Source organism: Bacteroides sp. RTP21281st1_H5_RTP21281_210402, assembly GCF_040918965.1.
GTDB lineage: Bacteria > Bacteroidota > Bacteroidia > Bacteroidales > Bacteroidaceae > Bacteroides > Bacteroides congonensis.
This window is the reverse complement of sequence record NZ_JBCOWR010000005.1, coordinates 189617-208247: the sequence shown is the minus strand read 5'-3', so window position 1 is coordinate 208247 and position 18631 is coordinate 189617. Positions and strand designations below refer to the sequence as shown.

Below are 18631 nucleotides of genomic sequence, written 5' to 3'. Positions count from 1 at the left end.
GTGAGAAGTAATTTATCATATTACGACCTTATTTCAATATCAGTTTCTCATTATCACCAAACAATTCATATCCGGAAACAATTACCCGGTCTCCAGGTTTCAATCCTTCGGTGACCTCATAGTATTGTGGATTTTGTCGACCGATGCGGATAGGCTGGCGAATAGCAAATTTACCACTTTCATCTACAACATACATCCATCGCCCGCCGGTTATTTGAAAAAATCCGCCACGCGGCACCAAAATAGCCTGTGCAGGGTCGCCCAACTGAAGATTTATATGATAAGTCTGTCCCGCACGTATATTCTCCGGCCGTCCGGCTGTGAACTGCAAGTCGGTACGGAACTGTCCTTCTTTCACTTCCGGATAGGGCTTTGTCACCTCCAGTTTATAGCTGCCACCGTCCCGGGTAAAGTCAGCCGGCAATCCGGGTACAACCCGCTCCACGTAGTGCTCGTCAATCTGTGCCTGCACTTTCAAATCAGGAGTGATGATTTGACCGATGTGCTCGCCCGCCGCTATTGATTGTCCTATCTGTGCGTCAAGGTTACCTACCTGCCCGTCAATAGGGGCTTTTACTTTCAAGTTCTCAATCCGTTCGCGCACCAGCGCAAGGCTTCGCTTCATGTTACGTATGTTCTCGTCCAGGCTGCTTACCTGGCTTTCACGGAAGATATTGTCTTGACGGATGCGCTCGTCAATGACATCCAGTTGTTCTTTGGCAGCATCATACTCCTCTTTAGCCAAGCGATAATCTTCTTGTGCAATGAGCTGCTCTTTTATCAGGCGGCTGTATTGTTCGTAACGGCGCAGTTTCACCATCCTATCCTTATTCAGTCCGATACGCTCCTGTTTCAAACGCAGACGTTCCTGTTCCATGCTGATACGGGTATTACGGAGTTCGTTCTCCTGATAAGCCAAATCCGCTTCACTCTGCATAATGCCGATGTTCAGCAGCGGATTGCTGAGACGCAGAATCACGTCGCCTGCCTTCACCATGGCACCTTCTTCTTTCAGACGTTCTTCCACGCGTCCGCCTTCCACGGCATCCATATAAATAATACGGTTGGGCATTACCTGACCGATGACACGGATATAGTCGTTAAATTCACCACGCTCAACGGTGGCAATCGTCAGGCGTTCTTTCTCCACAGTCATGGTAGAGGCGGTATCCCTGAGCATGAAATATAAAATAACGGCAATGGCAAAGGTTATGCCACCTATTATATATAGGTGTTTGCGGGTAATGCCGGACTTGCGTTCAATAGGTGTATCCATAAGATTAATTCTGTTTTTTATAAAAAAGTTCCTTCCCGATAATATTTCTCCAATTTCACCATCATCTCTACCTGCAAACGTACACGAACCAGTTCTGCTTTAGCGGAGATAAAACGATTGCGGGCTTCCATCAACTGAAAGACAGAGATAAGCCCTTCCTCCCATTTCCGTTCGGACTCTTTCAAAACCTGAGTCTCCGCACTTAACTGTTGCAATACCTGTTGATGTTCCATATATCCGGCACGCAGGGAAAGAAGGGTTTGCTCAATGTCGGTATATAGCTGTTGCTTCTCCAGTTCTTCTTCATTCTTCAGGCGATACAGGTTCAGTTTCAGCTTCCTCTGATTCGTCAGACGTTCAAAACCACTCAACAAAGGGAAAGAGATACCAATGCCGATATACTTTCCTATATTATCCCGTAATTGCCTGGCGGAAAATGCAGTGTTGTAGAAATTGGAACCGACCGTAAAACGAGCATAAATAGAAGGAGAAAAAGCTCCGCCCGCCATTGCATATTCCTTGCGGGCAGCTTTCTGCTTTAAATCAATCATACGCATGGCAGGAAGTATTTCCAGAGATTGACCATACAATGTTTCCGTGGACGGCAGTGAAAGTAACGGGAGCTTGTCCAATTCGGCAATCGTATCCTGAATGACAAGTGTATCGCCCGACTGAAAGTTCATCAACTGTTCCAAATGCAGCAATGCCAACCGGCAACTATTGGCACGGGACTGATAACGATATATATCCCCTTCCCTGCGGGCTTTCACCTCTTGCAAATCAGAAACAGATTTCAAGCCCAGTTCCACAAATGCTTCGGTTTGTTTCAGATATCGTTCGCTCAACCGGCTTTGTTCCAGGGCCAGATTCAGGAGTTTTCTCTCCAAAACCAGTTTGTAGTAAGCATCCGTCACTTGATATGCGAGTTCATTCTGCCTGTCTTTCAGTTCCCACTCGCTGCGTTCCCTATTCATTTTCCGAAAACGAACCTGATTGATACGTGAGAATCCTTCAAACAAAGACAAAGTCATATCAAGACCTACTGTTCCTTCTTCAAAAGTTTTTTCCGTATATCCATTGGTATCCGGGTCTATCGAACGCCCGAAACGCTTTCCTGTTTCTGCGTTGGCTACTATGCGGGGAAGAAATGTACCGATAGCGGCAGTATAATCCGCCCGTGCTTCCTTTATGCCGATAGCACTGTTCCGTATAGAAGGATTCTGCTTCCATGCCAGGCGGATACATTCGTCCAGACTCATTGTCGGTTGAGCATACGCAATCGGGGGAAATAAAAACAATAAAAAGAAAATGTTCCTCATTCTTTACTATTATATATGGGATTGTGTGTTACGCAGATAAAAAAGCAAACACAATGCCACAAATCTTAAGCCGTTGATTATAAAACAGATAATATATTATCTAATCTTATTTCCGTCCAATTATTACACACCATATCGTCCAAAATCTGGACGTTATCAATAAAGAGCCGCCCAACCTGCGTGCAAACAACAATTATCAAACGTTCAGACTCTAAATATTCCTTAGACAGAACACAGAATAAAGCCATGTTTCAAGAAATGTATCATAAAATGTCTAATTATTGGACACTCCCTTGCAGAGAAAAGCAAAAACGAATATCTTTACCCGAAAACTTAGAGAATCATTCAACCCAGACAGATACCCCCAATTTTACATATATGGAAACCGGAACTATTTTAATAGTAGATGATAATAAAAGCGTGTTGGCTTCACTGGAGCTTTTGCTCGAAAATGAATTCAGTACAGTCCGTACAGCCGCTAATCCTAACCAGATAACGACACTGCTCACTACCACTTCCATTGATATCGTAATCCTCGATATGAATTTTTCAGCCGGTATCAATAATGGCAACGAAGGATTGTATTGGCTGAAACGTATTCACGAAATCCGCCCCACACTCCCTGTAGTGATGCTGACCGCCTATGGAGATGTGGAACTGGCCGTAAAAGCCTTAAAGCACGGAGCTACCGATTTTCTTCTCAAACCTTGGGATAACCGGACACTGGTTCAGAAAATAAAGGAAGCATACAATCATAAATCAAACGGGAAAAGTTCCTCGAAATCAAAAAGCCAAACCGCCGGCTCCGGCAATCCGAACAAGCCGGAAATGCTGATAGGACACTCTCCCGCCATGCTGCAATTAATAAAGGTAGTCAACAAAGTAGCCAAGACCGATGCCAATATCCTGATAACCGGAGAAAACGGAACCGGAAAGGAAATGTTGGCCAGGGAAATACACCGCCTGTCCCCACGCAATACCCGCCCGATGTTAAGTATCGACATGGGAGCTATCAGCGAATCTCTTTTCGAGAGCGAGCTTTTCGGACACGAGCGCGGGGCTTTTACGGACGCTTACGAAAGCCGTTCGGGAAAGTTCGAAGCCGCCAGCGGCAGTTCGCTTTTTATGGATGAGATTGGCAATCTTCCCCTCGCACTGCAAGCCAAATTACTGACTGTACTACAAAACAGGAATATCACCCGAATCGGGAGCAATAAAGTCATCCCAGTTGATATCCGGCTCATTTCCGCCACCAATAAAGACATTCCGGAAATGGTGAAACAAGGATTATTCCGCGAGGACTTATTTTACCGCATCAACACTATCCACCTGGAAATCCCCCCATTGCGTGAACGGGGTGACGACATACTCCTGTTCGTCGAAACCTTTCTCCACCGTTTCGCTTCCAAATACCAACGTCCGGAAATGAGGATGCATGAGCAAACGATTGAGAAACTACGCTCCTACCACTGGCCGGGCAATATCCGGGAACTGCAACACGCTATCGAGAAAGCCGTTATCTTATGTGAAGGCAACGTGATACGTCCCAAAGACATTCTGGTAAAACAAACCTGGAAACCGCAAACCACCAGTACTGTCCCCAATCTGGAAGAAGTGGAAAGGCAAGCCATTGAAACAGCCATCCTGCAAAACAACGGAAACCTGACCGCCGCTGCCGAACAACTGGGAATCAGCCGTCAGACACTCTATAACAAACTAAAACGCTTCAAATCCTGAACAGCATGATATTCAGCCGACACATCTATTGGATTATACTGCTACACGTCGTACTTATTCTCGCCACCTCGGGAACAGGCGCCTGGCTTATCATCTCACAACGTGGATTTGTGATAGGCGCATTATTAATCACCTGTTCCCTCTTCCAAATCAGCGGACTGGTAAACAAGCTGAATTCATTCAACCAAAAGTTACGTATCTTTTTCGACGCCATAGAAGATAAGGACAATATGCTTTACTTCCCCGAACAAAACGTCAGCAAAGAACAGGAAAAGCTGAACCGCTCTCTCAACCGCATCAATCTCCTACTCGCCAGAACCCAATCAGAATATTCCAAACAGGAACACTTCTACCGCTCACTTCTGGAAGAAGTGCCCAGCGGTGTATTGGCATGGGATTCTACCGGAAAGATAATCATGGCAAACAGCGCCGCCCTCTCCTTATTGGGCTGCCAACAATTAACCCGATACCGGCAACTGGAATCCCTGTTACAAGAAAAAGGCAGAAAGGAACATCTCAGCCTTTCACAAAACCACATGAAACTACAAGATGAAACAATCACCCTCTTGTCTATCAAGGATATCGGCGACGAACTTAGCGACAAGGAAAGTGAATCGTGGAACAAACTAAGCCACGTGCTCACCCATGAAATAATGAACACAATCGCCCCTATTATCTCCCTGTCGCAAACACTGTCCGCCTATCCGGACATTAACGAGAAAGCGGTTCGCGGACTCCGCATCATTCAGGCACAAAGCGAACGTTTGTTGCAATTCACCGAATCCTTCCGCCATCTCTCCTACCTGCCACAACCTGAAAAGAAACTTTTCTCACTTACGGCAACCCTGGAGAATCTCCGTGAACTCCTGTCCGGCGATTTCAAAGAAAACAATATTACCTTCACACTGACCTGCCATCCCGAAACGATTCATATGCAAGGTGACGAGAACCAACTCTCACAAGTCCTGCTCAACCTTCTGAAAAACTCCATGCAAGCACTGGAAGAAAAAGAAGAAGGCAGAATCAATATCCACGTACAACAAGACGAACGCCTATCTATCGACATTACGGACAACGGCCCGGGTATTCCGCCCGAATTGCAGGAAAAGATATTTATTCCTTTTTTTACCACCAAATCAGAAGGCAGCGGCATCGGGTTAAGTCTCTGCAAACAAATCATCCGCCTTCACGACGGGCATCTCACCGTCAAGGAAAGCCAACCCGGAAAAACAGTTTTTCACATTGATATGCCGCTATAAAACAAACCTTTCCATGCTTTCATGTGTTATTGTGTAAAGAACTTATTACATAAAAAAGCATGAAAGAAAAATACTGGAGATATTCCCTCATTATCATTATACTATTAATGGGAGTCATTATTTTCCGACAAATCACTCCTTTTATGGGGGGACTGTTGGGCGCACTTACCATTTATATCCTGGTACGCGGACAAATGGGCTACCTGATAAACAGGAAAAATATGAAACGCAGCATTGCCGCACTACTGATTATTGTAGAAACCATTCTCGTTTTCCTAGTTCCTGTGGGTCTGACGGTATGGTTACTCGTCGACTTGCTGAAGAACATTAATCTGGATCCTCAAACCTTCATCGAACCAATCCAGCAAACGGCAGAAGCCATCAAGATAAAAACCGGATACGACGTTTTGGGAAATGATACGTTGTCATTTCTCATTTCTTTAGCACCACGTATCGGACAAATTATCATGGGCAGTATCAGCAGCCTGGCTATCAATCTGTTCGTCATGATATTCGTCCTTTATTTCATGCTCATGGGCGGAAGAAAAATGGAAGCTTACATTGATGACATCCTTCCTTTCAATGACAAGAATACGCAGGAAGTAACAAACGAAATCTTTATGATTGTGCGTTCCAATGCCATAGGCATTCCTTTGTTGGCAATTATACAGGGGGGAGTCGCCATGATAGGTTACCTCATCTTTGGTGCTCCCAATATATGGCTTCTGGGCTTTTTCACTTGCTTTGCCACTATTATCCCGATGGTAGGTACCGCACTGGTATGGTTTCCGGTATCTGTCTATTTTGCCCTGACCGGCGACTGGTTCAATGCAATCGGCCTGTTTGCGTATGGCGCCATAGTCATTTCACAATCCGATAACCTTATCCGGTTTATCCTTCAAAAGAAGATGGCGGACACACATCCGCTCATCACTATCTTCGGTGTAGTCATCGGTTTGCCGATATTCGGGTTTATGGGAGTCATCTTCGGGCCGCTGCTGCTATCATTATTCTTCCTTTTCGTTGATATGTTCAAGAAAGAATATCTGGATTCGCGAAATAAGCTTCTTCTAAAATGAAAGAACTACCGAAAAAATGCGTACTTTTGTGAGCGTAAAAACGACACTATAATTCATGGAAGCATTTACATTCAATACTGCCGAGCTGATTGCATTATCAGCAGCAGGAGTTCTTTTTATCATTCAGCTTATTTACTATCTCGGTTTGTACAACCGGATACATCTGCGTAACAAGGCAGTACGTAAAGAGGAAGCTCACTTCACACGGGAATTGCCGCCACTTTCCGTCATCATCTGTGCACGCAACGAAGCTGATAACCTGCGTAAAGTCCTGCCTGCCATACTGGAACAGGATTATCCGCAATTTGAAGTGATTGTCATCAACGACGCTTCCACAGACGAAACAGAAGATGTGCTGGGATTTATGGAAGAGAAATATCCCCATCTCTATCACAGTTTTACTCCTGACAGCGCCCGCTATATCAGCCATAAGAAACTGGCTCTGACATTGGGCATCAAAGCCAGCAAACACGACTGGCTCGTATTCACGGAAACCAACTGTATCCCCGCAAGTAAGAATTGGTTGAAACTGATGGCACGCAACTTTACCTCGCAAACGCAGGTGGTATTGGGCTATAGCGGCTATGACCGCACCAAAGGATGGCTGCACAAACGTGTCGCATTCGATACACTGTTCCAGTCATTGCGTTACCTGGGCTTTGCCTTGGCCGGAAAGCCTTACATGGGCATCGGTCGCAACCTTGCCTACCGCAAAGAATTATTCTTCAAGCAGAAAGGCTTTTCCAGTTATCTGAACCTGCAACGCGGAGAAGATGATTTATTTATCAATCAGATAGCTAACAGCAGCAATACCCGTGTAGAAACGGACTTCAACGCTACCATGCGGATACAACCTGTTTACCGTTATAAAGACTGGAAAGAGGAAAAAGTCAGCTATATAGCTACTTCACGTTTTTACCGTGGAGCGCAACGTTACTTATTAGGTTTTGAAACCCTGTCACGCCTGTTGTTCTATGCCGCTTGTATCACTGGTATTGTATTCGGCATTCTTAGCTTCCATTGGCTGCCGGCAGGTATCGCATTATTGCTTTGGCTGATTCGCTACACAGTGCAAGCCGTCATTATCAACCAGGCAGCCAAAGAGATGGGTGGCAACAGGAAATATTATTTCTCATTGCCTGTGTTCGATATTCTCCAACCGATGCAGTCATTGAATTTCAAACTCTGCCGCTTCTTCCGTGGTAAAGGAGACTTTATGAGAAGATAAATTAACGTGAGTTTGAGATAGCATTCATCCACATGGCTTACTCGTATCTCATGGAACTCGCCGGATTTATTTTTGTAATCAGGAATGAAGGGCCTATCAGCATCAAGACAGCAGCCGACAGTGTGCCGATATTAATCAAAAGGAAAAGCAATATATTGAAAGAAACCGGAACCACATCTACATAATAAGTCTCCGGATCAAGTTTAAAAATACCGAATTGGGATTGAAGGATACAGAATGCCAAACCGATGGCATTTCCCCAAAGCATCCCTTTGCCAATCAGGAAAACGGCAAACCAAAGGAAGGTCTTGCGAATCGTAAAGTTATTCGCTCCCAAAGCCTTCAGGATACCAATCATGTTCGTACGTTCGATAATGATAATCAGCAAACCGGAAATCATGGTAAAGCCGGCAACGCCTACCATCAGAATCAAAATCACCCACACATTCAAATCAAGCAAGTCAAGCCATGCAAATATCTGCGGATTCAACTGTTCGATGCTACGCACATAATATACGCCGCCCAGTTCATCCTGCCGGTTATCAGTGTCGATTGCTATTTCATACGTCGTATCTTCCAGCTTATCATAATCTTTCACTTGAAGCTCCACTCCGGTCACCTGCTCCGGTTGCCAACCATTCAGGCGGTTCACCAGACTAAGGTCAGTCAATAAAAAAAGATTATCATATTCGGAAAAGTTTGTCTGATAAATTCCGGCAATAGTCAGCCGCCGGGCACGGACATCGTCCTGTATATAATAGGTATATATCTTATCTCCCAACTTCAACTTCATCTTCGTAGCCAAAGCCTTGGAAATAAGTACCTGATTACTGGAAACAGAGTCACTGAAAACCGGAATTTCGCCTTCCACCAAATATTCTTCCATGAAGCGGGGATCAAACTCCGGCCCGACACCTTTCAGCACCATTCCCTGAAAAGCATCATCCGTCTTTATCATGCCCGGTTTGGTAGAAAAACGCTGTACGTGGCTTATTTCAGGATAACCGGCAAGAGCCGCCATCATGCTATCCCCCACTATAATTGGATGAGTCTCATAAGAACTGGCCGCATCCAGATTGGTAATCTGGATATGCGAACCGAATCCTATGACTTTATTCCGTACTTCACTTTTAAACCCGATAACCACCGCCACAGCTATAATCATGACCGCCAGTCCGATAGCAATACCTGCCATGGCAATGAGGACCGCAGGACGTGACACCTGCTTTCCGCCATCGCTTTCACGATAGATACGCCGGGCTATGAAAAGTGATAGAGACAATTTTTTAGTGATTAATGATTAATCTACTCTTCCCGGATACGCTTCCAAAGCCTTCTGCAAGACAAAAAGCGCACGGGTTAAATCTTCTTTCTTCAACACGTAAGCGATACGGACTTCGTTAATGCCGGAACCCGGAGTCGTATAAAAACCGGAAGCCGGAGCCATGAATACCGTCTGTCCTTCATATTCGAAATCAGAAAGACACCATGCACAGAACTTGTCCGAATCATCTACCGGAAGTTTTGCTACGGTATAGAAAGCGCCCATCGGAATCGGAGAATAAACACCCGGAATACGGTTCAGCCCGTCAATCAAACATTTACGACGTTCCACGTATTCGTCATACGTCTCGCGATAGTATTCTTCCGGAGCATCCAAAGAAGCCTCAGCAGCAATCTGTCCGATCAAAGGGGGGCTCAAACGAGCCTGGCAGAACTTCATGACAGCATCACGTATCTCTTTATTCTTGGTAATCAGCGCACCGATACGGATTCCACATTCCGAATAACGTTTCGAAACGGAGTCAATCAGTACCACATTATTCTCGATGCCTTCCAAATGGCAGGCAGAGATATAAGGAGAACCCGTATAAATAAATTCACGATATACCTCGTCAGAGAAGAGGAACAAATCATACTTCTTCACCAAGTCACGAATCTGATTCATCTCGCGACGGGTGTACAGATAACCGGTCGGGTTATTCGGATTACAAATCAGTATCGCTTTGGTGCGTTCGTTTATCAGCTCTTCAAATTTCTCCACTTTTGGAAGTGAGAAACCCTCTTCGATAGTCGTAGCAATAGTGCGAATCTTCGCTCCGGCAGAGATGGCGAATGCCATATAGTTAGCATAAGCCGGTTCCGGAACAATAATCTCGTCCCCCGGATTCAGGCAGGAAAGGAAAGAAAACAATACCGCTTCCGAACCACCCGATGTAATGATTATATCATCTGCCGTAAGGTTGATATTGAACTTTGCATAATATCCTACTAATTTCTCGCGATAGCTACGGTAACCTGCACTGGGACTGTATTCCAGCACTTTGCGGTCAATATTGCGTATCGCGTCAATCGCGGCCTGAGGAGTGGGCAGGTCAGGCTGTCCGATGTTCAGGTGAAATACATGGACTCCGCGTTGCTTGGCAGCGTCTGCCAAAGGAGCCAGTTTTCTGATAGGAGATGCAGGCATCTCGTTTCCGCGAATGGATATGGTTGGCATAATTTTAACTACAAATTACTTAATTACTATTTACTTTATCTACTTGGAGCTGCAAATGTACGCAATAATTTGAATACAGAGACATAAAAACTTTAAAAACCTTAGCAAGGTTAAAAACGTTATGGGATTTTGAAAATAAAGCTATACATTTGTCATATGGAAAACTTAAAACAATATCATAATGACCATACACCTTATCTCATTCGCGTCACTACTTCATAAACAAGTCTCACTGCGCAGTTCACACGAAGCGATTTTGAGTGAACTTGAAAAATATTATACCGTAAAACTCGTCGACTATCAGGATATGGACAAGTTGACGAGTGATGATTTCAAAATTATTTTTATCGCTACCGGTGGAGTAGAAAGGCTGGTCATCCAACATTTCGAAAACCTCCCCCGCCCTGCCATTTTACTGGCAGATGGCATGCAAAACTCTCTTGCAGCCGCCCTGGAGATATCTACATGGCTTCGCGGAAGGGGAATGAAGAGCGAAATCCTTCATGGTGAACTGCCATCCATTATACAGCGTGTACATATACTTTATAATAATTTCCGGGCACAACGTTCCTTATTCGGCAAACGTATCGGAGTTATCGGCACTCCTTCATCCTGGCTGGTCGCCAGTAATGTTGACTATCTGCTGGCAAAACGCCGTTGGGGCATCGAATACATAGACATTCCACTGGAACGTATCTATGAACATTTTCAACAAATCACGGATGAACAGGTGGGTGCTTCCTGTGCCGCAGTCGCCTCGCAAGCTCTTGCTTGCCGAGAGGGAACTCCTGAAGATATTATCAAAGCGATGCGGCTCTACCGGGCTATCAAGAAAGTATGCGAAGAAGAGAAGCTGGAAGCACTGACACTAAGTTGTTTCAAACTGATTGAGCAAATTGACACTACCGGCTGTCTGGCATTGTCCTTGCTGAACGATGACGGAATAATGGCAGGCTGCGAAGGTGACCTTCAATCCATATTCACCCTGCTCGCCGTGAAGTCATTGACCGGAAAAGATGGATTCATGGCAAATCCTTCCATGATTAATACACGTACCAACGAACTTATTTTAGCACACTGTACCATCGGACTGAAACAAACGGAAAGGTATATTATCCGCAACCATTTCGAAACGGAAAAAGGAATTGCCATCCAGGGATTGCTCCCGACAGGAGACGTGACTATCATAAAGTGCGGCGGCGAATGTCTGGACGAGTACTACCTCTCTACCGGAACCCTATCCGAAAATACGAATTATATCAATATGTGCCGGACACAAGCCCGCATACGGATGAATACTCCGGCAGAATATTTCCTGAAGAATCCATTGGGCAATCATCACATTTTGATTCACGGAAATTTTGAAGATACATTGAATGAGTTCTTCCTGGCAAATGCCTGCAAACGAACCGAATAATATGCTGCGACATTTTTGTATTATTCTTAAGTATTATAGGGGGAAATACAAAAATGTTGCAGAGTTAGTAATCAAGCAGTTAAGTCTGAAAACACCTTGTTTTTAAGATAAGTTCACAAAAAACAATAGGATGTTTTTGCTTTTTTCTGAAGAAAAACTGCACTTTCATCATATCATTCTAATTATCAACGAATTACCACTGATATCACCTATTATCTTCGTATCTAACTGGCAAATATCAAATTGCACTTGTGCAACTGGTCGGACAGACAAGTGTAACAACTAAGTTGCTCTTGTGTATCATTCCGGTTGCACAAGTGCAACCGGATAATTCAATTAGATGAAATGATCAATAGAACGGCAGAAAAGATTAATAGAATAGGAAGAAGTTATTAAATCTTCCTATTGTTTTTTCAAATCAACCGCTCAGTCTGGGTGCTGACGACTACATAACCAAGTCGTTCAACGAGGAGAAAGTGACGAAAAGGCGATTTAAAACAGTTTTTGGATTCAGGATACACTTATTTGGGACTTTTGTAGCACTTTCTTTAGAAGAAAAATCGCTTTCTTTGCTTCCGAAAACGAATTAAAAATTAAAACAATGGCTATGAGAACCTATTATCTTACCCTTTTATCCTTGATTTTTGCATTATATGCGGTGCATACTCATGCTCAAAAAATAGAAAACTTACCGGTCATGAAACAACAATCACAGAATGAATTGTTTCATCGATTGGACAAAGCTCCCCGCACTCCGGCTTTTGAATGTGAAGGATATTGGAGTTGGGGAAGCTCCGTTGTCAAAGGTGAAGACGGAAAATATCATATGTTTGTTTCCCGCTTCCCCAAGTCGCTGCCTTTCCATCCGGGATGGATGATTGCCTCAGAGATTGTGCATGCCGTATCTGATATGCCCGAAGGTCCTTACCAATTCAGCGACATTGCCCTGCCGGCACGTGGAGCACAATACTGGGACGGACGTTCCACCCACAATCCGCGTATCCTGAAGTACAAGGACAAATATTACCTTATATATATGGGGTCTACCCACCCATTCGGTGAACCGACTTATGATGAACTGACATTAAGCAGCCCATGGTGCATCGTCGGACGTGTCAATAAACGCATCGGATTGGCTGTCGCAGATTCTCCTTACGGTCCTTGGAAACGTTTCGACGAACCGATATTAAAAACAAAAGCCAATACTTTCTATAGTTATTTAGCGTCCAACCCTTCTCCTGTTATTCAAGAAGACGGCTCGGTGATGATGATTTTCAAAGGAAGGGCTCATACTGAAAACGGCAAATACTCAGACATGGCATTAGGAATCGCTTATGCTCCCAATATTGAAGGTCCTTACACGGTATTGAACAATGATCAGCCTATTTTCCAAGTGGATGGTCAGGGAGAAGCAGAAGATCCGTTTTTATGGAAAGACTCTAAAGGGTATCATGCCATCTTTAAAGATCACGTAGCCAAATATACGGGCGAAAGAGGTGGCGGAGTCATGGCTCACTCGACCGACGGCGTCCATTGGACCGTAGATAAAGATCCAAAGGCTTACTCACGCACCGTAGAATGGGAAGATGGAAAAGTGGAAATGCAGGGACAGTTGGAACGCCCGTTCCTTCTCTTTGAGAATGGAAAAGCCACGCATGCTTTCTTTGCCACAATGGATGGCCCCGGCGGATTTGAGAATGCTACAAAATCATGGAATATGGTGATTCCTTTGAAGTAACGGATAAAAATGCCTTTTTTAAAGAACAGCAGGAAATAGCATCTGATTTATTTGGAAAACTCAAGCGACAGGAGTATTTTTGTATCAGATACAATAATATTCGATAATAACATAAAACGATATTAACAGATACAATAATATGCCTTTACTTTACAATTTCGACATAGATACCCCGGAAGAATTGCTGACCATATTAGCACAAAATCTTCAACAACGCCGGTTAGAAAAAGGTCTGTCAAGAGACGCTTTATCTACATTGAGCGGAGTTCCTGTGCCAACAATCGCAAAGTTCGAACAAAAACATACTATATCATTAGCTTCGTACGTGGCACTGGCAAAAGCATTAGGTTATTCTAAAGCCATCAAAAACCTATTAGCAGAGCCGCTTTATAACACAATGGAAGAGCTGGATACTATTAACCGAAACAAAAACAGGAAGAGAGGGCGTAATGAAATTGATAAATAAACTAACGGTAACTTACCACGAACAGACCGTGGGAGAGTTGACCATGACTCCCGACAACCGTCTTTGCGCCTTCCAGTATGATAAAGAATGGTTGGCAAACGGCTTCTCCATCTCTCCGCTAGAACTACCTTTAAAGCCAGATTTATTTATTGCACAACCTGAGCCTTTTTGGGGTAATTTCGGCATCTTCGAAGACAGCCTTCCCGATGGATATGGCCGTTACTTACTAAACCGCCTGTTGAAAAAGCAAGGAGTGAACGATATGGATTTAACCCCTATTCAGCGGTTAAGCATTATTGGTTGTTCGGGTATGGGAGCATTGTGCTATATCCCCGAAACCTTCATCGGAGAAGAAAAGTCGCTTCCCGACTTGGATGACCTTCAACAAATGGCATTGGACGTATTGTCGGAAAAATCGGATAAAGACGAAGATATACTCTACTTCAACAGCGGCAACTCAGGTGGTTGTCGTCCGAAATGCCTTTTCCATGATACCGAAGGCTCGTGGTTGGTGAAATTCAGGCATACTTACGACCCAAAAGATATGGGGCTAATGGAATACCGATATAATGAAATAGCACGTCAGTGCGGAATCACCGTACCTGACTTCAAGCTACTGGATAATAAATATTTTGCCACCAAACGTTTTGATATAGAGGCAGGTGAACGCATCCATATCGCAACTGCCGGAGCACTTTTGAATGAATCTATTCTGCAGCCAAGATTAGATTATAAAACCCTGTTACACCTTACCGGATTCCTTACGCAAGACCCTCTTCAAGTAGACGAAATGTTTCGACGCATGGTCTTCAACATATTGACAGACAACAAAGACGACCATGCCAAGAATTTTAGTTTCATCTGTAAAAGAAATAAATGGTACCTGGCTCCCGCCTACGACCTTACTTTATGTGCCGGATATAACGGTGAACACGCTACGTCCGTCAATAACCACGGAAAACCGACAATTGAAGATATGTTGCTAGTTGGAGAAAGCATCCGTATTCCTAAGAAAAAAGGATTATCAATTATCAGGCAAGTAGCAGACCAGTGTGATGAAATCCTATCTAAAGATTATAAAGATGCTATTTCTGATGTAAGAAAACCGTAGAATAGCATAAATCTGCCCCTACATACTAAACTTCTTACATTTATTCCCATATTACCACTTCATTTCAAAAAAAACATCTATCTTTGTCACACGTTTTCCAACCATCAGCGCGATGGAATAAATGGGAAGCGGTATTTTATTCCTTAATGGAGTAAATAACGTATTATCTCTCCCATCTGAAATCTAGCAGTTTCTATTCCGCGGAGAGATGATACAACAGGACACTCCACGTAAACGGATGTATATCAACATATCGGTTAGAGATGTGTTATATATAAACGATTGGCGTGGATGCCTGTTGTTATCATTATCTTGCGGAACGGTTTGCTAGGCCTCAGATGGAGATAATGGTTCAACAGCATCCATGCCTTTTTTGTATCCGGCCGGTTATCAAAATCCCCACAATAACCTTAAATCATACGCCCGCCGTCCGAACTACAAAAGGCTGGATGCACGTTGTACCACATAAACAAAATATATATCACTCACTATTGTGAAACACTTAAAAAAGAAGCATTATGTCGAAATGGATAAGCATAAACAAAGCAGCGGTAAAGTATGGATATAATAAAGCAATCATCCAGCTCTGGGCGGAAATGAGAAGATTTCCCATATCATATGAAGAAGATACTCCTGCCATTGACGAGAAAAGTTTCCAAGAATTCATAGATAAATGTAAAAGAGGAATTACAGCAGAGTATATCGATACACTGGAAGAACTGTGTATTGAAAAAACAAGAATCTGTGATATTTATGTCGAAATCATTGGAAAACAAGACAAGGAACTAATGCTGCAAAGAGAAAAAATCGCCCAAATAAGTGAGATACAAGCAACCATGAAAAGGCAAAACGTCCGGTTGCGGGATTGTAAGAAAATAGTTTCACAGTACGAAAAGTCTTTCAATGTCAGTTGGATAGAAAGATTATGGAGACGTTTGAAACGATTGATAAATTGGAAAACATGTAAAATATGAACACTAAGAAAAGGGTATCAAAAGCCGGATTCTCTTAGAATCCTGAGCTTTTGATACCCTTATTAATTTCCAAACAATCCGGACAGGTCTTTTTAAAACCAACTTATCGTCCGTCTAACCAATTAACCAATTCTATTAGAAATCAGATTACACGACTTTTGTCACACTCCTTCCGCAATCTTTTCCAGTCGGCAGAGCAATCGTAGCAGAAGTGTTTCCTATTTCCACTTTCATTTCCTTGAGTTGCGTATTCATCGTCGGGTCTGTCACAGAGATTTTGTAGCCTTTTCCCTCTTTCTCGACAAGCAACACACAAGGAGCGGACACTTTCACCGGAATTCCCTGCCATTTCAGCGTTTCACCGGCAGAATAGAACACAGCTTCCAACACTTTCTTATCAGTGGACTGGACAGCTTGCACCAATGTGTCATTCCTGAGAACTGCAAACGGATTTTTCTTTGCCGGAAGTCCTTTGCCGGCATATACAGCATAACCATACGTGCCATCCTTTACTTCCCGACCATGATCCACCCACACACGGAATATGTCAGCCGTTTCCGGAAGATTCTTTTTACCCTTGTTCGATAAGTTTCTCTTCAACCATTCGTTGGGACGGGTTTCGCAGCAAAAGAAAGCTTTCGATGTAAACTCCGGCAGAGGCATATAAGCGAATCCGCCTTCCTGCATTACCCACAATGACTTGCCCTTATCAATCAACGGATTGACACCGGACGTCGGTTCAAGCTGTTTCTTCCCATCATACAAAGTGACTTTCCCCTGATGCGCAGTCTGCTCCATAGTAGTACGTATCGTACCTTCCTGTTCCGGCTCCAGGTTGGTGACACCGGCTCCAAGAGCAATCATATAATCGCCCAGCATGAAATACGACTTATACGCTTTTACACCGAAAGCCACCGGATTGATGATTTTCACCTCTTTCTTTTCTCTGGTCATAGCGTCTACTTTCTCGAAAATAAAGCCTGCTACTGCATTTTGTCCGCCATAAGTCGCCCCACCGGCAAAGTTGTGCTTACTGGTAAATCCTCTCCAGTTGGTGAACGGTTTCAGCCTTTCCTGACCTTCGCGGGCAGTGATTCCGGGCAACGCTGTCAAGTCCATAGCGCCTATCACTTTCCGGTATTCATCACCGTTACGCTGGAAATAAGTAAGCCCGTCATTCGTATAGATATTATATTCGTCCGCAAAGTTATTGGCACTTTCCAAACCGTCGCAACGGTTGGAAGCCATATTCACCATCATATAATAATCAGCGTTACGCTTAATCAAGTCATCGTTATTATAGAACCAGCGCGTACCATTATAATGTCCTCCCGGATAACCGTCCATACGGATATTGTCTTTTTCCACTTCCGTGATAAGCTGTTTCAATTCGCGGACTTCATCCTCCGTGAAAGATTTCGGCCAACGTTCCACCGAAGCTTTCATCATCTGATGATAAGGAATATGAGCCGGCTTTCCTTCATAATATACCATTGAATAACGATCCAGGCACGGTGGAATGAATCCTTTATAATAGTAGAACGTGCTGCCACGATAAAAATTAAGCAATGCGTCTACATTCTCACGGGTCAGAGTTTCTGCCCAGGGAGTTCCACGTAGTGTCCACAACAGATTCTGTGCACTCTGCGCTCCATGAATCGGATAGCCCCATACGAGACACTGCATACCATGTCCCCAACCGGCTCCATCAGCGGTGAAACCTTCATTCCAGAAAGCTTCTTCATAAGTAGGCTGCGACACACTGCTCAAACTGCCTTTCGCCACTGCCGCCACTACATCTACCATCGGAATGGAATCCAGCATGGCAGCCGTCTCCAGCAACGGGCGATAAGCCAGTGCATTTCCGCCCACCCATGACACATGATGGCGAAATCTCTCCACACTTACAATATTCTTTTCCGTATCATCATTACGTTTGGGTTGTGTCCACGATTGAAAAGCCAGTTTCTTCAGCATTTCACAGGCAGAAGTGCGCAGTTTCATCGTATCCCCCGGCATATCCATCTGCTTGAACAGAGAGAAATAGACACCGCAGGCAGCTTTGGGAATAGCGAAACAAGAAGCGTGAAAGCGGTCGTTCGATTGACGGCGGGTTTCGATGTCACCATATCTCAATACGGCTCTCCAAAACTTTTCCGGTACATCTTCCACTTTTTTCCTTTTGAAGTTGTTGGCAATCACCCACAAGCGTTCTGTCGCATCGGCAAGAAACAGCCCCATGTTCTGTTGATCCTGGAAAGATACCTTATCCAGCCATTTCTTATCATGAATCTCCTTCTCATAAGCTATCAGGTCTTCAAACTGCCCCTCTTCATTCAACTGTTTCAGGTAAGTATCCGCCTTATTTATCTTATTGCGGACAGGATACGTACTGTAATTCTGAGCATAATAATTGCGCAATTTAAGAACAGCCTTTTCCTTGTCCGACTGTGCAAAGACTACCACAACGCCTATCAGCAATAAAAACGACAGGCAAAAAATTCTTTTATTTTTCATATTTAACCGA

General features: G+C 44.0%; 14 protein-coding genes. 9 read left to right on the top strand and 5 right to left on the bottom strand.

The annotated features are described in order from the left end of the window. Nucleotides 1-28 precede the first annotated feature (28 nt). Together AB5443_RS09670 and AB5443_RS09665 are read right to left on the bottom strand one after the other, a co-directional pair. Nucleotides 29-1276: an efflux RND transporter periplasmic adaptor subunit gene (locus tag AB5443_RS09670; RefSeq protein ID WP_368114019.1), complete on the bottom strand. Its 1248-nt coding sequence runs from the start codon at nucleotides 1274-1276 to the stop codon at nucleotides 29-31. A gap of 17 nt (nucleotides 1277-1293) precedes the next feature. After that, nucleotides 1294-2595 (bottom strand): TolC family protein, encoded by a 1302-nt coding sequence (locus AB5443_RS09665; protein ID WP_368114020.1) that lies wholly within the window; start codon nucleotides 2593-2595, stop codon nucleotides 1294-1296. Between the two features lie 378 nt (nucleotides 2596-2973). Between AB5443_RS09665 and AB5443_RS09660 the strand changes: the two genes are divergently transcribed. The 4 genes from AB5443_RS09660 to AB5443_RS09645 are packed head-to-tail and all read left to right on the top strand — an operon-like array spanning nucleotide 2974 to nucleotide 7898. Continuing rightward, nucleotides 2974-4332 carry a sigma-54-dependent transcriptional regulator gene (locus AB5443_RS09660; RefSeq protein ID WP_368114021.1) on the top strand — a complete coding sequence of 453 codons (1359 nt, stop codon included), beginning with the start codon at nucleotides 2974-2976 and terminating at the stop codon, nucleotides 4330-4332. A gap of 5 nt (nucleotides 4333-4337) precedes the next feature. Next, a complete protein-coding gene (locus tag AB5443_RS09655; RefSeq protein WP_368114022.1) occupies nucleotides 4338-5591 on the top strand; it encodes a PAS domain-containing sensor histidine kinase in 1254 nt (417 codons plus the stop codon). 59 nt (nucleotides 5592-5650) lie between these two features. Continuing rightward, nucleotides 5651-6670: an AI-2E family transporter gene (locus tag AB5443_RS09650; RefSeq protein WP_277133692.1), complete on the top strand. Its 1020-nt coding sequence runs from the start codon at nucleotides 5651-5653 to the stop codon at nucleotides 6668-6670. Between the two features lie 55 nt (nucleotides 6671-6725). Beyond that, complete coding sequence (locus tag AB5443_RS09645) at nucleotides 6726-7898, top strand: glycosyltransferase (RefSeq protein WP_022138951.1); 1173 nt, start codon at nucleotides 6726-6728, stop codon at nucleotides 7896-7898. Between the two features lie 37 nt (nucleotides 7899-7935). Here AB5443_RS09645 and AB5443_RS09640 read toward each other — a convergent pair whose 3' ends face one another. Continuing rightward, complete coding sequence (locus AB5443_RS09640) at nucleotides 7936-9180, bottom strand: ABC transporter permease (RefSeq protein WP_073343106.1); 1245 nt, start codon at nucleotides 9178-9180, stop codon at nucleotides 7936-7938. Between the two features lie 18 nt (nucleotides 9181-9198). Further along, a complete protein-coding gene (locus tag AB5443_RS09635) occupies nucleotides 9199-10398 on the bottom strand; it encodes a pyridoxal phosphate-dependent aminotransferase (protein WP_022138953.1) in 1200 nt (399 codons plus the stop codon). A 181-nt stretch (nucleotides 10399-10579) separates the two neighbouring features. Between AB5443_RS09635 and AB5443_RS09630 the strand changes: the two genes are divergently transcribed. From AB5443_RS09630 to AB5443_RS09610, 5 genes are all read left to right on the top strand, one after another. Continuing rightward, the gene (locus AB5443_RS09630) at nucleotides 10580-11815 is read left to right on the top strand and encodes a fucose isomerase (RefSeq protein WP_307995661.1); all 1236 of its coding nucleotides are present in this window, start codon (nucleotides 10580-10582) and stop codon (nucleotides 11813-11815) included. A gap of 607 nt (nucleotides 11816-12422) precedes the next feature. Further along, entirely contained in the window at nucleotides 12423-13553 is a 1131-nt protein-coding gene (locus AB5443_RS09625; protein WP_044656291.1) for a glycoside hydrolase family protein, read from the top strand. 139 nt (nucleotides 13554-13692) lie between these two features. After that, the gene (locus tag AB5443_RS09620; protein WP_044656290.1) at nucleotides 13693-14019 is read left to right on the top strand and encodes a helix-turn-helix domain-containing protein; all 327 of its coding nucleotides are present in this window, start codon (nucleotides 13693-13695) and stop codon (nucleotides 14017-14019) included. After that, nucleotides 14003-15130, top strand: coding sequence for a type II toxin-antitoxin system HipA family toxin (locus AB5443_RS09615; RefSeq protein WP_368114023.1), 1128 nt, complete (start codon nucleotides 14003-14005; stop codon nucleotides 15128-15130). The genes AB5443_RS09620 and AB5443_RS09615 overlap by 17 nt, the downstream gene beginning before the upstream one ends. A gap of 518 nt (nucleotides 15131-15648) precedes the next feature. Then, on the top strand, nucleotides 15649-16104 hold the full coding sequence (locus AB5443_RS09610) for a hypothetical protein (protein ID WP_333697893.1): 456 nt from the start codon (nucleotides 15649-15651) through the stop codon (nucleotides 16102-16104). A gap of 147 nt (nucleotides 16105-16251) precedes the next feature. Here AB5443_RS09610 and AB5443_RS09605 read toward each other — a convergent pair whose 3' ends face one another. Beyond that, nucleotides 16252-18621, bottom strand: coding sequence for a polysaccharide lyase family 8 super-sandwich domain-containing protein (locus AB5443_RS09605; RefSeq protein WP_307995651.1), 2370 nt, complete (start codon nucleotides 18619-18621; stop codon nucleotides 16252-16254). Nucleotides 18622-18631: the final 10 nt, after the last annotated feature.

Coding starts and splice junctions, on each gene's coding strand:
- AB5443_RS09605 (WP_307995651.1), bottom strand. CDS start 18,621: ATGAAAAATAAAAGAATTTTTTGCCTGTCGTTTTTATTGCTGATAGGC.
- AB5443_RS09615 (WP_368114023.1), top strand. CDS start 14,003: ATGAAATTGATAAATAAACTAACGGTAACTTACCACGAACAGACCGTG.
- AB5443_RS09610 (WP_333697893.1), top strand. CDS start 15,649: ATGTCGAAATGGATAAGCATAAACAAAGCAGCGGTAAAGTATGGATAT.
- AB5443_RS09655 (WP_368114022.1), top strand. CDS start 4,338: ATGATATTCAGCCGACACATCTATTGGATTATACTGCTACACGTCGTA.
- AB5443_RS09665 (WP_368114020.1), bottom strand. CDS start 2,595: ATGAGGAACATTTTCTTTTTATTGTTTTTATTTCCCCCGATTGCGTAT.
- AB5443_RS09620 (WP_044656290.1), top strand. CDS start 13,693: ATGCCTTTACTTTACAATTTCGACATAGATACCCCGGAAGAATTGCTG.
- AB5443_RS09645 (WP_022138951.1), top strand. CDS start 6,726: ATGGAAGCATTTACATTCAATACTGCCGAGCTGATTGCATTATCAGCA.
- AB5443_RS09635 (WP_022138953.1), bottom strand. CDS start 10,398: ATGCCAACCATATCCATTCGCGGAAACGAGATGCCTGCATCTCCTATC.
- AB5443_RS09625 (WP_044656291.1), top strand. CDS start 12,423: ATGAGAACCTATTATCTTACCCTTTTATCCTTGATTTTTGCATTATAT.
- AB5443_RS09670 (WP_368114019.1), bottom strand. CDS start 1,276: ATGGATACACCTATTGAACGCAAGTCCGGCATTACCCGCAAACACCTA.
- AB5443_RS09650 (WP_277133692.1), top strand. CDS start 5,651: ATGAAAGAAAAATACTGGAGATATTCCCTCATTATCATTATACTATTA.
- AB5443_RS09660 (WP_368114021.1), top strand. CDS start 2,974: ATGGAAACCGGAACTATTTTAATAGTAGATGATAATAAAAGCGTGTTG.
- AB5443_RS09630 (WP_307995661.1), top strand. CDS start 10,580: ATGACCATACACCTTATCTCATTCGCGTCACTACTTCATAAACAAGTC.